Origin of the sequence: Tardiphaga sp. (genome assembly GCF_028290785.1) — a bacterium.
Taxonomy (GTDB): domain Bacteria; phylum Pseudomonadota; class Alphaproteobacteria; order Rhizobiales; family Xanthobacteraceae; genus Tardiphaga.
In genome coordinates, this window is record NZ_JAQGJD010000209.1 from 1 (window position 1) to 12,923 (window position 12,923).

The window sequence follows — 12,923 nt, forward strand, 5'->3', positions numbered from 1 at the left end:
TCAGTTCAGCTTGGCGCGGACCTCGCCGATGCCCTGGTTGATCAGGTCGTCGGCTACCGAGCCCTTGACCGACTGCGACAGGATCGTGGTCGCCGCGGTGACGGCAGCGTCGGCTGCGGCGGCGCGGACGTCGGCGACGGCCTGGGCTTCGGCCAGCGCGATCTTGCTTTCCGCTGTCTTGGTGCGGCGGGCGACGAAATCTTCCATCTTGGTCTTGGCTTCGGCGGCGATGCGCTCGGCCTCTTCCTTGGCGGAGGTGATGATGTCGGCGGCTTCACGTTCGGCCGAGGCATGACGCGCCTTGTAGTCTGCGAGCAAAGCCGCGGCTTCGTCGCGCAGGCGGCGGGCGTCGTCGAGTTCCTGCTTGATGCGCTCGCTGCGGTGGTCGAGCGCCTTCAGAATGGTGCGGTGAATGCCGAAATAGGCAAACACGCCCATCAGAATCACGAAGGCAACGGCGACCCAGAATTCAGCCTGAAGTCCGAACATCCGTTATCCTTTCAGCGAAGCGTCGAGCGCGGCATTGACGACGGCCGGAGCCGGGTTGGTGCCCGTCAACCGTTCGACGATCGCCGCGGCGGTGTCGGCGGCGATACCGCGGACATTACCCATCGCGGCAGCGCGGGTGGAAGCGATGGTCGCTTCGGCGGCGGTGAGCCGCGTGGCGAGGTTCTCTTCCAGCTGCGCCTTGGCCTGTTCCTGCTGCGCATTGAGCTTTTCGCGAACCTCTGCCGCCATCGCCTGCGCCTTGGCGCGAGCATTGGCGAGTTCGGTTTCGTAGGCCTTCAGCGCCGCATCGGAATCGGCCTTCAGCTTCGCGGCTTCGTTGAGGTCGGTATCGATGACCTGCTGCCGCGACGCCAGAACGCCGCCGACGCGGGGCAGCGCCAGACGCGAGACGATCAGATAGAGCAGCCCGAACGCGATCGCGAACGACACCAGCTGCGAAGCAAAGGTGTTGCTCTCGAACGGCGGGAACGACGCCTTGTGCCCACCGTCAGCCGCGGTATGCGCGGCTGCGCCGTGTTCCGCAGCTTTGGATTTGCCCTGACCTTCAGCCACAGCAGTCTCCTTATCGATCGGAAGCGCGCTCCGGGTGGAGCGGCAACCGGATCAGTTGTCAGGCTTAGACGGCGAACAGCAGCAGCAGCGCGATCAGCAGCGAGAAGATGCCGAGCGCTTCAGTCACGGCGAAACCGAAGATCAGGTTCGCGAACTGGCCCTGGGAAGCCGAGGGATTGCGCAGCGCGCCGGCGAGGAACTGGCTGAAGATCATGCCGACGCCGATGCCGGCGCCGCCCATGCCGAGACAAGCAATGCCCGCGCCGATGTACTTAGCTGCGATGGGATCCATGGTAAAACTCCTTCTTGGATAGGGATAGGTAAGAGAGGTGAGGGGTGATCGTCCCCGGGACGCTTAGTGTCCCGGATGAAGCGCGTCGTTGAGATAGATGCAGGTCAGGATCGTGAACACGTAGGCCTGCAGGAAAGCGACCAGCAATTCCAGCGCTGTCAGCGCCGTGGTCATGGCCAGCGGCAGCACGGCGCCGAAAATGCCGATGGCGCCGAGCGCGCTCAGCGAGGTCACGAAGCCCGCGAAAACCTTCAGCGTGATGTGGCCGGCCAGCATGTTGGCGAACAGACGCACCGAATGCGACACCGGGCGCGACAGGAACGAGATCACTTCGATCACCGTCACCAGCGGCAGGATGTAGATCGGAATGCCGTGCGGCACGAACAGCTTGAAGAAGCTGAGGCCGTTCTTGTAGAGCCCGTAGAGGAACACCGTGAGAAACACCATTAGTGCCAGCGCAACTGCGACGATCAGATGGCTGGTGACCGTGAAGGTGTAAGGAATAATGCCGATCAGGTTCGCGGTCAGGATGAACATGAAAAGCGAAAACACGAACGGGAAGAACTTCATTCCCTCTTCGCCGATGCTGCTGCGCACGGTGCCCGACACGAATTCGTAGGACAGTTCCGCGACCGACTGGAAGCGGCTCGGGATCAGCGCGCGACCGGCGCTGCCGCCGATCATCAGCACCGACACCAGCGCGACCGCGCCGAACATGTAGGCGGACGAATTGGTGAAGGCGATTTCCTGGTTGCCGATGTGGCCCAGGCTGAAGATCTTGTGGATCTCAAATTGATGGATCGGATCGGCCATCCACGTCGGTCTTTCATCTCTGCCGGAACGTCCGGCATTTCTGCCGGACAACCCGGCAATTTAAACGCTGCGCAGGTGCGCGCGAAATCTATGGCGTTCGTCCGACGCCGGCCGAGCGCATCACGTTGATCACGCCGGCGACAAAGCCGAGCAGCATGAGCACGATCAGCCCCCAGGGCGATGTCGACAGCAAACGATCGAAGCCCCAGCCCAGAATCGTTCCGACGACAACGCCCGCAACCAGTTCCGAAGAAAGCCGGAGACCCACCGCCATGGCCGAAGCCCTGGACTGCGCGTTTCCGCTTCCAGTTTCGGATTGGTCAGTCTGGAATTTGCGATCATCCTGAATCTTGGACAATCGCTGGTTCAGACTTCCGAGCCTTGCGGAAAGCGCAGCTTCATCGGGCGGCGGTTTTCCACTTCCGCTCTTGTCATCATCGCCCCGTGTGCCGTCGGTCATGCTCTCGACACCCGAAATAACGCTGCAATTGCTGGAAATAACGCCCCGTCACCCTTAAAAGCCGGGCGGACCATACTTAGCGCATGTTGCCAAGTCAAGATTAGCTGATCGCCTGTTAGCACGTTGATTCACTTGATTTTATTGGCAAAAATCGAATTGCGCTGCGCGCGATCGCCGCAGCGCAATAGCGGGTTTTGAATGGATCCGGCTTGCATGGCGCCGGACGCTCTGTTGAGGTGCCGCGCCTGCCTGAACTGTCCGCTGCCGGAGTCCGTATGTCGCAACAGATCGACTATTATTTTTCGCTGCCTTCGCCATGGGCCTATATCGGCCATAAGCCCTTCCGGGATCTCGTAAGTGCTTACGATCTCAAAGTGAATCACAAGCCGGTATTCCTCGGCGAGCTGTTCGCGGAAACCGGCGGATTGCCGCTCGGCAGGCGCCACCCGGTGCGGCAGCGCTACCGGATGCTGGAATTGCAGCGCTGGCGCGACAAACGTGGCCTCGATTTCCACCTGCAGCCGAAGCATTGGCCGTTCGATGCGAGGCTGCCCGACGGCGTCGTCGTGGCCGCCATCGAGGCCGGCTTCGATCCCGATGCCTTGCTGCGCCGGGTTTTTCCGGCGGTCTGGGAAGACCAGGCCGACCTCGCGGATCCCGCCGTGCTGACGAAGCTCGCCGACGACGCGGGCCTGCCCGGCACGCAACTGCTGGCGCGCGCCGCGTCCGCAGAGATCGGCGTCATCTACGAGCAGAACCGTCAGGACGCGCTGGCTGCGGATGTGTTCGGCTCGCCGGCCTACGTGTTTCAAGGTGAGGTCTTCTGGGGCCAGGACCGGATCGAATTGCTCGCTGACGCGTTGAAATCGAAGCGTACGCCCTACACATCTCAGGTCTAGCGAGGCGGATTTCGAGCCAGCGGAGCATCTCGATGAAAATGGCCATCGCGCTCATTGTCGTTGCGTTCGCCAGCATCTCGGGCGCGACCGGTGCCTCGGCGCAGGCGCCCGACACCGACAAAGGCCGCTACACCCTGTCGCCGATTGCCGACGGGGTGATCCGGCTCGATACGCGCAGCGGGGCCGTATCGATCTGCACCGACAGGGGGTCTGGTTGGGCCTGCTACGTCATTCCGGACGAACGTGCGGCGCTTGATTCGGAAATCGGCCGGCTGCAGGCCGACAACGAGTCGCTCAAGGCGCAACTGGCGCAACGCGAACCGACCGTGGCCGGCAAGACCGGCGATGCGTTGCCTAAGCAGGATTCGCTGAAGCCCAAAGTCGAAGGCGAGCGCAAAATCGAAATCCCGCTTCCCAGTGACCGCGATGTCGATCGGATGATGGCCTTTGTCGAAAACGCCTGGCGCAAGTTGATAGACCTTGCCAACCGCTTGCAGCGCGACGTCAGCGGGAAGATCTGATCGCTTTGCTGGCTCTACTTCTTGTCCAGTCCGATTTCGTGGCCGTCACCGTGAACGCGATCCCAATCGGCCTGCTCGGTCTTGTCGGCATCCTTGACGACCGCTTGCTGCTGCTCGCGCTCTTCGTCTTTGCGCGGCTCCGTGCCAGGCAGGTCTCTTGATGTTTTCGGCGGCATGGCGTTCTCCGTTTACAGGGGAACGCGAATACCGTGGTTTGGTTCATCCTCCATCCATTCGGTCAGGTGCGTCATGACGTCGAAATTGATCTCCCGAACCGCGCCATCGTCGGTTAGCGCGGCCGCCGTCGTGTCGTCGTTGCTGACCGTGCAAACCGCCGGCGCGGGCTTTGTCGATCTGACCCGCGAGGTCGCCAAATTCATTGCGGAGGCCGGTGCGCGCGAGGGCGCGCTGACGCTGTTCATCCGCCACACCTCGGCGTCACTGACGATCCAGGAGAACGCCGATCCCTCGGTGCTGGTCGACCTGATGGGTGTGCTCGATCGGCTGGCGCCGCAGGATTTTGCCTGGACCCATGACACCGAAGGTCCTGACGACATGCCGGCCCATGTCCGCACCATGCTGACCGCGACGTCATTGCAGGTGCCGGTGCTATTCGGCGAACTGGCGCTCGGCACCTGGCAGGCGATCTACCTCATCGAACACCGCCGCCGCCCGCATGTTCGCGAGGTGGTGATGCAGTTTTTGGGGGCAACGGGATAGCGCCCGCTCTTTCCCTCCCCCCGCGTCTTCGCGGTGGGGAGGGTGGCCGGCCGACAGGCCGGTCGGGTGGGGGGCGGCGCAACACCGACGCTCTGTGTGTGGGGCGCCCCCCCACCCCGGCCTCCACTGCGGCGATGCGATGCATCGCCTTCGTTCGGCCGACCCTCCCCACCGCAAGGGCGGGGGGAGGGATACCGCCGGCATATTGCAACACAACCCCACAAAAAAACCGGCCGCGGATTGCTCCGCGGCCGGTTATTGCAATCCGCGAGATCAGTACTTGCTGATATCGACGTCCTTGGTTTCCGGCAGGAAGAAGAAGCCGACCACCGCGGTAATCGATGCGAAGATGATCGGGTACCACAGGCCGGCATAGATATCGCCGGTCGATGCCACGATGGCGAAGGAGGTCGCCGGCAGCAGGCCGCCGAACCAGCCGTTACCGAGGTGGTAGGGCAGCGACATCGAGGTGTAGCGAATGCGGGTCGGGAACAGTTCGACCAGCAGCGCCGCGATCGGGCCGTACACCATGGTGACGAACATCACCAGGATGAACAGCAGCCCGATCACCGCCGCGACCTGCGGGCGGAAGATGTCGAACGGATGCGCCATCTTGACGATCTGCGCGTCGCCCGCCTTCGGATAGCCTGCCGCCTGCGCCGCCGCCAGCACGGCCGGATTGGAGGCCGCCGCCGTGTAAGGCACCGCCGTGCCGTTGACGACGACCTTCACGCCGGAGCCTGCAGGGCCGTTGCTCGTCGCATATTTGATTGACGACTGGGCGAGGTAGGCGCGTGCCGTGTCGCACGGCGTGGTGAACACGCGGGTGCCGACCGGGTTGAACAGATCGCCGCACAGAGCGGGATCCGAAACCACTTCGACCTTGACGGTCTCGATGGCCTTTTCCAGTACCGGGTTGGCGTTGGTGGTGATCATCCGGAAGATCGGGAAGAACGTCAGCGCCGCAATCAGGCAGCCTGCGAGAATGATCGGCTTGCGACCGATCTTGTCCGACAGGGCGCCCCAGAAGATGAAGAAGCCGGTGCCCAGCAGCAGCGACCATGCGATCAGCAGGTTCGCGGTGTAGCCATCGACCTTGAGGATCGATTGCATGAAGAACAGCGCGTAGAACTGGCCGGTGTACCACACCACGCCCTGGCCCATGGTGCCGCCGATCAGGGCGATCAGCACGATCTTGGCGTTGGTCCAGTTACCGAACGATTCGGTGAGCGGCGACTTCGAGCTCTTGCCCTCGTCCTTCATCTTCTTGAAGACCGGAGACTCGTTCAGCCGCAGCCGGATCCAGACGGAGACGCCGAGCAGGACGACCGAGACCAGGAACGGAATGCGCCAGCCCCACGCCGCGAATTCGGGCTCGCCGAGAATCGTACGGGTGAACAGAATCACCAGCAGCGACAGGAACAGGCCAAGCGTCGCCGTGGTCTGAATGAACGAGGTGTAGTAGCCGCGCTTGCCGGGGGGAGAATGCTCCGCCACGTAGGTTGCCGCGCCGCCGTACTCGCCGCCGAGCGCAAGGCCCTGCAGCAGGCGCAGCGAGATCAGGATGATCGGCGCTGCAATGCCGATGGTCGCGGCATTGGGCAGCAGGCCGACGATGAAGGTCGACAGGCCCATGATCAGAATGGTGACGAGGAAGGTGTACTTGCGGCCGACGATGTCACCGACGCGACCGAACACGATGGCGCCGAACGGGCGGACGATGAAGCCGGCCGCGAAGGCCAGCAGCGCGAAGATGTCGCGCGTCGCCTGGTTGAACATCGGCGCTTTGGTGACGGGATCGATGACGCCGAAAAACTGCGCGCCGATGATGCCGGCGAGCGAGCCGAACAGGTAGAAGTCGTACCATTCGAAAACGGTGCCGAGCGACGATGCGAAGATGACGAAGCGTTCGTCCTTCGTCATTCCGGCGGCCTTTGGTGATGTGGCGGCTATCGTGGACATGTTGAATCGCTCCCCAACTTCGTTGCTTGAATTTTCGCTCGCTGCGCCGAACTCGCGTCGGTTGAATGCAGGGAGCTTCGCCATCACGGTAACATCGCTGCGAAAGTCGGCCCAATACGACTTTAGGCCCTGTGCAAGGGGGCTGCGCGCACTCGTCGCAGCCGCGGCGGCTGCGCGCACTCGTCGCAGCCGCGGCGATGGTCGCGGATCGAGCCGTATTGCGATGCACCATCGGTGGCGTTCACCAATTTACCGCGTGGCAGCATTGCGTGCTTGCCAGACGCGAGGTGGCAGACGACACTTATTGCGAAAAGCGCGGTTTTGCGTTGCATAACAAGCTGTCGCCGGGTTCCGCGTCAGCCTTTCGTATGGATTTCAATGTCGGTTATTTCCACCACGCGTCTCATCATCGCCGACGATCATCCGTTGTTCCGCGGTGCGCTGCGTCAGGCGGTCGCGAGCGTGCTTCCCTTGGCCGTCATCGACGAGACCGGTACGTTCGAAGACCTTACCGCGCTGCTGGAACAGGACTCCGAGGTCGATCTGATCCTGCTTGACTTGTCGATGCCCGGCATATCGGGCTTCTCCGGGCTGATTTACCTGCGCGCCCAGTATCCCGCGACGCCGGTGGTGATCGTTTCCGCGAGCGATGACGTCGGCACGATCCGGCAGTCGCTGGATTTCGGCGCCTCCGGGTTCATTCCGAAACGTTTCGGCGTCGATACGCTGCGCGACGCCATTCTGAAGGTCATGGAGGGCGACATCTGGGTTCCCCCGGATGTCGATATGGCCGCCGCCGCCGATCCGGAAATGACCAAGCTGCGCGACAGGCTGGTGACGCTGACGCCGCAGCAGGTGCGCGTGCTGATGATGCTGTCGCAGGGGCTGCTCAACAAGCAGATCGCCTATGAGCTGACGGTTTCCGAAGCGACCATCAAGGCGCACGTCTCCGCGATCCTGCAGAAGCTGGGCGTCGAGAGCCGCACCCAGGCGGTGATCGCCGCCGCCAAGATCGCCGGCGGCCAGTGGCGCCAGAGCGAGCAGGCGCCGCAGTAATCGAAGCAACTGGCTGTAATTCCGGGGCGCGAGGGCAAAGCCCGGGCGAACCCGGAATCTTGAGATGTTCGTCGTCCCATGCTGAGATTCCGGGTTCGCTCGCGCTGGCGCGCTCACGCCCCGGAATGACAGCGGCTGAAGCTCACTCCGCCGCGATCATCTGCTGCGTTCGCCACTGCCCGAGCAGTGCGCGCAATGAGGCCGGCTTCACCGGCTTGTTCAGCACCGCTATGTTGTCCTGCCGCGCTGCCGCCCGCACATGCGGGCTCCGGTCGGCGGTGATCAGGATCGCCGGAATGCTCTCCCCGAAGCGGCCGCGGATCTCGCGGATCGCGGCGACGCCGTTGCCGCGGTCGAGGTGATAATCGACCAGCAGGCCGGTCAGCCGCCGGCCGGAGGCTTCGATCTCAGCAATCGCCGCTACCGCGGCTTCCGGGTCGGAGACGGCGACGACCTCCGCGCCCCAGGCCGTGAGCAGGGTCTTCATGCCATCGAGGATCGCAGGGTCGTTCTCGATGCAGACGATCAGCGTACCGGACATCGGCGACTTTGACAGCGGCGTCGAGCTGGTCACTGCGGTGGTGTGGTTGATCGCCTTGGCGACCGGTACCGTCACCGAGAAAAATGAACCGCCGCCGCGGTTGGAATCCAGCGCGATGCCGTGGTTGAGCACCGAGGCCAGTCGCTTCACGATCGATAGCCCGAGGCCAAGGCCGCGGGCGATTCGCGCGCCCTGCTCGAGGCGGTGGAATTCCTTGAAGATTTCGCCGCGCTTCAGAATGGGGATGCCGACGCCGGTATCGTAGATGCCGATCTGCAGCGACGTGCCGCGGCGCCGGCAGCCGACCAGCACGCGGCCGTGCGGCGTGTACTTGATGGCGTTGGAGATCAGGTTCTGCAGCAGCCGGCGCAGCATCAGGCGGTCGGACTCCACCGGCAGCGAGCACGGCACGAAGGCCAACGCCACGCCGCGGGCGCGCGCGATCGGCGCGTATTCGATTTCCAGCGAGCGCATCAGGTCGCCGATCCGGAAACTGGAGATCGACGGATTCATTGCGCCGGCGTCGAGCCTGGAAATGTCGAGCAGGGCGCCGAGGATTTCCTCGATGGCTTCCAGGGAGTCGTCGATGTTCTCCACCAGCCGCGCGTCTTCGCCGCCGCTCTGCCGCTCCACGAGGCTGGTGACATACAGCCGCGCCGCGTTCAGCGGCTGCAGGATGTCGTGGCTGGCGGCGGCGAGAAACCGCGTCTTCGAGATGTTGGCGTCTTCCGCAGTGCTCTTGGCCTGCGCCAGTTCGGAGTTCAGCCGGGTCAGTTCCTCGGTGCGGTCGCGCACGCGCTTTTCCAGCGTCGCATTGGCGCGCTCCAGCGCTTCGGCGGCCTCGAAACTCGGCGTCACGTCGGAGAAGGTCAGCACCAGGCCGCCGTCCGGCATCCGGTTGGCGCGAACCTCGATGACGATCTGACGGTCCGGCAGGCGCTCCAGATAGGGCTCGCCTTCGGTGGTGTAGGCGGTCAGCCGCGCCTGGGTCAGGGTTTCGTTGTGGCCCTGGGTTGCGGCGTTCTGCAGACCGATGAACTCCAGGATCTCGCGCAGCGGAATGCCGATCTGCACGATCTGCGGCGGCAGGCCGAGAATGTCGCCGAAATGCCGGTTGGACACGATCAACTGCAGGTCGGGATTGAACACCGCAATGCCCTGGCGGACGTGATTGAGCGCGGTCTGCAGGATCTCGCGGTTGAAGTGCAGCGCGGCGTGGGAATCGTCGAGCAGTTTCAGCGCGACCTTGGCGGAGACGGTGCGCTTGCGCAGCAGCAGCGACATCACCATGCGCGAGGAGGCGGCGCCGATCGACGACGCGATCAGATGCTCGGCGTGCTGCAGCAGTTCGAAATCCGCGGGGGCTGCCGGATCGAGATCGACGCGGCGACGGGTGGCGAAGGTGTCGAAGGATTCACGTGCGTGGTCGGGACCGAGATATTGCGTCACGGTGGCCAAGATGTCCTGGACCGTCACCGTGGTACGCCAGCGCCGGAACGCCGGCGTGATCGGCGCCAGCGTGTTCGGCACGAACACGTCTGCCTGCAGCCGCTCGATCGAGGACGGCGCGCGCATCAGCGATAGCACGATGTAGGTGAGGATATTGAGCGACAGGCTCCATAGCGTGCCGTGCATCAGCGGTGGCAGGTCGGCGCCGAACAGATCCTGCGGCCGCAGCGCCTCGATGCCGAACGGGCCATGCTGCAGCAGCATCATGCCGGCGGTGTTGCCTTCGAGAAAACTCGGAATGAACAGCGTATAGGCCCAGACGATGAAGCCGACCACCATGCCGCCCATCGCACCGCGGGCAGTGGCGCGGCGCCAGATCAGGCCGCCGAAGAACGCGGGCGCGAATTGCGCGATGGCTGCGAACGACAGCAGGCCGATAGCGGCAAGCTGGGTGTTGCCGAGCGCGCGGAAGTAAAAATACGCCATCACCATGATGGCGAAGATCGCGAAGCGGCGCACCCGGAGCAGCAGGTTGCCGAAGTCCGTCTGCGCCGTCTGGTTGTGCGGGCTGCGCCGCAGCACGAGCGGCAGCACGAGGTCGTTCGACACCATGATCGCCAGCGCCACGCATTCCACGATCACCATCGCGGTTGCGGCCGACAGGCCGCCGATGAAGACCACCATGCTGAGGAAGGTCGAGCCGGCCTCGATCGGCAGCGCCAGCACATACATGTCGCTGTCGACGGCGCCGAACGGGAAGGTGACGAGTCCGGCCAGCGCAATCGGGATCACGAACAGGTTGATGGCGACGAGATAGAGCGGAAACAGCCAGCGAGCGCGGCCGACTTCGGCGTCGCTGGAATTCTCCACTACGCTGACGTGGAACTGGCGCGGCAGCAGCATGATGGCGCAGAACGACAGCAGCACCATGGTGAGGAAGTTGCCGAGCGACGGCGAATAGTTGATCGCCCGTATCGCCTCGGGCGTCTTCATCGCGCGCTCGATCAGTTCCGTGGGGCCGAACATCCAGAACGTCACGAAGGCACCGGCCGCGAGGAACACGAACAGCTTGACGATCGACTCAGTGGCAACCGCCAGCATCAGGCCGTGCTGATGCTCCGTCGCATTGGTCTGCCGGGTGCCAAACAGCACGGCGAATACGGCCATGGCGACCGTCACCAGCAGCGCCATGTCGCCGACCACGGGCACGCCCGCAATCGCCTTATCCTCGCCGAGGATGGTTTCCAGCGATGACGCCACCGCCTTCAATTGCAGCGCGATGTAGGGCACCGAACCGATAATGGCGATCACGGCCACGGTGGCGGCCACCGCCTGGCTCTTGCCGTAACGGGCGGCGATGAAGTCGGCGATCGAGGTGATATTCTGCGTCTTGGCCAGATGGATCACCCGGCGCAGGATCGGCGTGGCGCACCCGATCATCAGGATCGGCCCGACATAGATCGCGAGGAACTCGACGCTGGTGCGGCTGGCGAAACCGACCGAGCCGAAGAATGTCCAGGAGGTGCAGTAGATCGCCAGCGACAGCGGGTAGATCAGCGCGCCGGCGCGGTCACGCTGAAACAGCGCAATGCGGTCGCCGTAGCTGGCGACGCAAAACAGAAACCCGATGTAGCCGAGGGCGGCAACGATCACGCCCCAGTCATGCAGCATCGCGCAGGCTCCGTGCGGCGGGCGCAGGCCCGTCCGTCAGGGAAAACCTAGCGTGTTGCGAGGATGCAAGCGACAGGGAATCTACGCTGTCATTCCGGGGCGAGAGCGGCGAAGCCCGCTGATGCATCCCGGAGTGACCAAGGACTACTCCGCGGCCAGCGCCTTGGCGCGCAACGGCAGGCCGAGTTGCTCCCACACATGAACCAACGCTTCGGCCAAATGGTCGATCAGCGCGTCGTCGTGGTACGGCGACGGCGTGATGCGCAGCCGCTCGGCGCCCTTGGCGACGGTGGGGTAGTTGATCGGCTGGATGTAGATGCCGTGATCCTCCAGCAGCAGGTCGCAGGCCTTCTTGCAATGCTCGGGATCGCCGACGAACACGGGTACGATATGGGTGTCGCTCGACATCACCGGCAGGCCGGCGGCATTGAGGATCGCCTTGACGCGTGCGGCGCGGTCCTGGTGACGGTCCCGCTCCCAGCTCGAGGTCTTGAGATGGCGGATCGCCGCGGTCGCGGCCGAGCAGATCGCCGGCGGCAACGCGGTGGTGAAGATGAACCCCGGCGCGTAGGAGCGCACCGCATCGACGATGTCCTTGCTCGCCGCGATATAGCCGCCGAGGCAGCCGAACGCTTTCGCCAGCGTGCCTTCGAGAATATCGATGCGGTGCATGACGCCGTCGCGCTCGGCGATGCCGCCGCCGCGCGGGCCGTACATGCCGACGGCGTGGACTTCATCCACGTAGGTCATGGCGCCGTAGCGCTCGGCGAGATCGCAGATCCTGGCCAGCGGCGCGACGTCGCCGTCCATCGAATACAGGCTCTCGCAAGCGATCAGTTTCGGCCGCGCCGGATCCGCGGCAGCCAGTAGCTCCTCAAGGTGCGCGACATCGTTATGGCGAAACACCTGGCGTTCGCAGCCGGACTGCCGGATGCCTTCGATTATCGAATTATGGTTGAGCGCGTCCGACAGGATCAGGCAATTGGGCATCAGCTTGGCCAGCGTCGAGATGCCGGTCTGGTTCGAGACGTAGCCCGAGGTGAACAGTAGCGCCGCTTCCTTGCCATGCAAATCGGCAAGTTCTTCTTCCAGCTGCACCAGCGGATGATGGGTGCCGGCGATGTTGCGGGTGCCGCCGGCACCGGTGCCGACGCGCGTCGCCGTTTCCACCATGGCGCCGACCACCTTCGGGTGCTGGCCCATGCCGAGGTAATCGTTGGAGCACCAGATCACGACGTTACGGGGGCCCTTCGGCGTGTGCCAGACCGCGTGCGGAAAGCGGCCGGCGATGCGCTCGAGATCGGCGAACACGCGGTAGCGTCGCTCGTCATGCAGGCGATCGAGGGCGTCACTGAAGAACTTGCTGTAATCCATTACAAAAACCCTGAAACGGCTCAAGCGGACCTTGCTTGCCTGCTTTTTAGAGCCTTTCCAGCTTCGATGTCGAGCCGGAATACGACTTCGGCTGCCCGCTCCG

13 protein-coding genes are annotated in these 12,923 nt (G+C 63.8%); 4 read left to right on the forward strand and 9 right to left on the reverse strand.

Annotated elements, in window-relative coordinates; all coding sequences use genetic code 11:
* The 5 genes from JWR89_RS12200 to JWR89_RS12220 all read right to left on the reverse strand — a co-directional run bounded on the left by JWR89_RS12200 (position 1) and on the right by JWR89_RS12220 (position 2,627).
* Positions 1-489, reverse strand: coding sequence for an ATP F0F1 synthase subunit B (locus tag JWR89_RS12200; protein WP_299716258.1), 489 nt, complete (start codon positions 487-489; stop codon positions 1-3).
* Between the two features lie 3 nt (positions 490-492).
* Positions 493-1,062: a F0F1 ATP synthase subunit B' gene (locus JWR89_RS12205; RefSeq protein ID WP_299716261.1), complete on the reverse strand. Its 570-nt coding sequence runs from the start codon at positions 1,060-1,062 to the stop codon at positions 493-495.
* A gap of 64 nt (positions 1,063-1,126) precedes the next feature.
* Entirely contained in the window at positions 1,127-1,354 is a 228-nt protein-coding gene (locus tag JWR89_RS12210) for a F0F1 ATP synthase subunit C (protein ID WP_143571636.1), read from the reverse strand.
* 63 nt (positions 1,355-1,417) lie between these two features.
* Positions 1,418-2,167 carry a F0F1 ATP synthase subunit A gene (locus JWR89_RS12215; RefSeq protein ID WP_299716265.1) on the reverse strand — a complete coding sequence of 250 codons (750 nt, stop codon included), beginning with the start codon at positions 2,165-2,167 and terminating at the stop codon, positions 1,418-1,420.
* Positions 2,168-2,255: 88 nt separating this feature from the next.
* Positions 2,256-2,627 (reverse strand): AtpZ/AtpI family protein, encoded by a 372-nt coding sequence (locus JWR89_RS12220; protein ID WP_299716268.1) that lies wholly within the window; start codon positions 2,625-2,627, stop codon positions 2,256-2,258.
* Positions 2,628-2,902: 275 nt separating this feature from the next.
* Between JWR89_RS12220 and JWR89_RS12225 the strand changes: the two genes are divergently transcribed.
* Entirely contained in the window at positions 2,903-3,526 is a 624-nt protein-coding gene (locus tag JWR89_RS12225) for a 2-hydroxychromene-2-carboxylate isomerase (protein ID WP_299716421.1), read from the forward strand.
* A 32-nt stretch (positions 3,527-3,558) separates the two neighbouring features.
* Entirely contained in the window at positions 3,559-4,047 is a 489-nt protein-coding gene (locus tag JWR89_RS12230) for a hypothetical protein (protein ID WP_299716271.1), read from the forward strand.
* A gap of 14 nt (positions 4,048-4,061) precedes the next feature.
* Here JWR89_RS12230 and JWR89_RS12235 read toward each other — a convergent pair whose 3' ends face one another.
* On the reverse strand, positions 4,062-4,223 hold the full coding sequence (locus tag JWR89_RS12235) for a hypothetical protein (protein WP_299716274.1): 162 nt from the start codon (positions 4,221-4,223) through the stop codon (positions 4,062-4,064).
* 73 nt (positions 4,224-4,296) lie between these two features.
* On the opposite strand from JWR89_RS12235, the gene JWR89_RS12240 reads away from it, so the two are divergent.
* Positions 4,297-4,767: a secondary thiamine-phosphate synthase enzyme YjbQ gene (locus JWR89_RS12240; RefSeq protein WP_299716276.1), complete on the forward strand. Its 471-nt coding sequence runs from the start codon at positions 4,297-4,299 to the stop codon at positions 4,765-4,767.
* Between the two features lie 273 nt (positions 4,768-5,040).
* Here the strand turns inward: JWR89_RS12240 and JWR89_RS12245 are convergent, their stop codons facing one another.
* The gene (locus JWR89_RS12245) at positions 5,041-6,729 is read right to left on the reverse strand and encodes an MFS transporter (RefSeq protein WP_299716279.1); all 1,689 of its coding nucleotides are present in this window, start codon (positions 6,727-6,729) and stop codon (positions 5,041-5,043) included.
* A gap of 378 nt (positions 6,730-7,107) precedes the next feature.
* On the opposite strand from JWR89_RS12245, the gene JWR89_RS12250 reads away from it, so the two are divergent.
* A complete protein-coding gene (locus JWR89_RS12250) occupies positions 7,108-7,785 on the forward strand; it encodes a response regulator transcription factor (RefSeq protein ID WP_299716282.1) in 678 nt (225 codons plus the stop codon).
* Positions 7,786-7,927: 142 nt separating this feature from the next.
* Here the strand turns inward: JWR89_RS12250 and JWR89_RS12255 are convergent, their stop codons facing one another.
* Together JWR89_RS12255 and hemA are read right to left on the reverse strand one after the other, a co-directional pair.
* Positions 7,928-11,446 (reverse strand): hybrid sensor histidine kinase/response regulator, encoded by a 3,519-nt coding sequence (locus JWR89_RS12255; RefSeq protein WP_299716284.1) that lies wholly within the window; start codon positions 11,444-11,446, stop codon positions 7,928-7,930.
* A gap of 144 nt (positions 11,447-11,590) precedes the next feature.
* Positions 11,591-12,820: a 5-aminolevulinate synthase gene (hemA, locus tag JWR89_RS12260; protein WP_299716286.1), complete on the reverse strand. Its 1,230-nt coding sequence runs from the start codon at positions 12,818-12,820 to the stop codon at positions 11,591-11,593.
* Positions 12,821-12,923 lie beyond the last annotated feature (103 nt).

Coding starts and splice junctions, on each gene's coding strand:
- JWR89_RS12200 (WP_299716258.1), bottom strand. CDS start 489: ATGTTCGGACTTCAGGCTGAATTCTGGGTCGCCGTTGCCTTCGTGATT.
- JWR89_RS12210 (WP_143571636.1), bottom strand. CDS start 1,354: ATGGATCCCATCGCAGCTAAGTACATCGGCGCGGGCATTGCTTGTCTC.
- JWR89_RS12215 (WP_299716265.1), bottom strand. CDS start 2,167: ATGGCCGATCCGATCCATCAATTTGAGATCCACAAGATCTTCAGCCTG.
- JWR89_RS12220 (WP_299716268.1), bottom strand. CDS start 2,627: ATGACCGACGGCACACGGGGCGATGATGACAAGAGCGGAAGTGGAAAA.
- JWR89_RS12225 (WP_299716421.1), top strand. CDS start 2,903: ATGTCGCAACAGATCGACTATTATTTTTCGCTGCCTTCGCCATGGGCC.
- JWR89_RS12230 (WP_299716271.1), top strand. CDS start 3,559: ATGAAAATGGCCATCGCGCTCATTGTCGTTGCGTTCGCCAGCATCTCG.
- JWR89_RS12235 (WP_299716274.1), bottom strand. CDS start 4,223: ATGCCGCCGAAAACATCAAGAGACCTGCCTGGCACGGAGCCGCGCAAA.
- JWR89_RS12240 (WP_299716276.1), top strand. CDS start 4,297: ATGACGTCGAAATTGATCTCCCGAACCGCGCCATCGTCGGTTAGCGCG.
- JWR89_RS12245 (WP_299716279.1), bottom strand. CDS start 6,729: ATGTCCACGATAGCCGCCACATCACCAAAGGCCGCCGGAATGACGAAG.
- JWR89_RS12250 (WP_299716282.1), top strand. CDS start 7,108: ATGTCGGTTATTTCCACCACGCGTCTCATCATCGCCGACGATCATCCG.
- JWR89_RS12255 (WP_299716284.1), bottom strand. CDS start 11,446: ATGCTGCATGACTGGGGCGTGATCGTTGCCGCCCTCGGCTACATCGGG.
- hemA (WP_299716286.1), bottom strand. CDS start 12,820: ATGGATTACAGCAAGTTCTTCAGTGACGCCCTCGATCGCCTGCATGAC.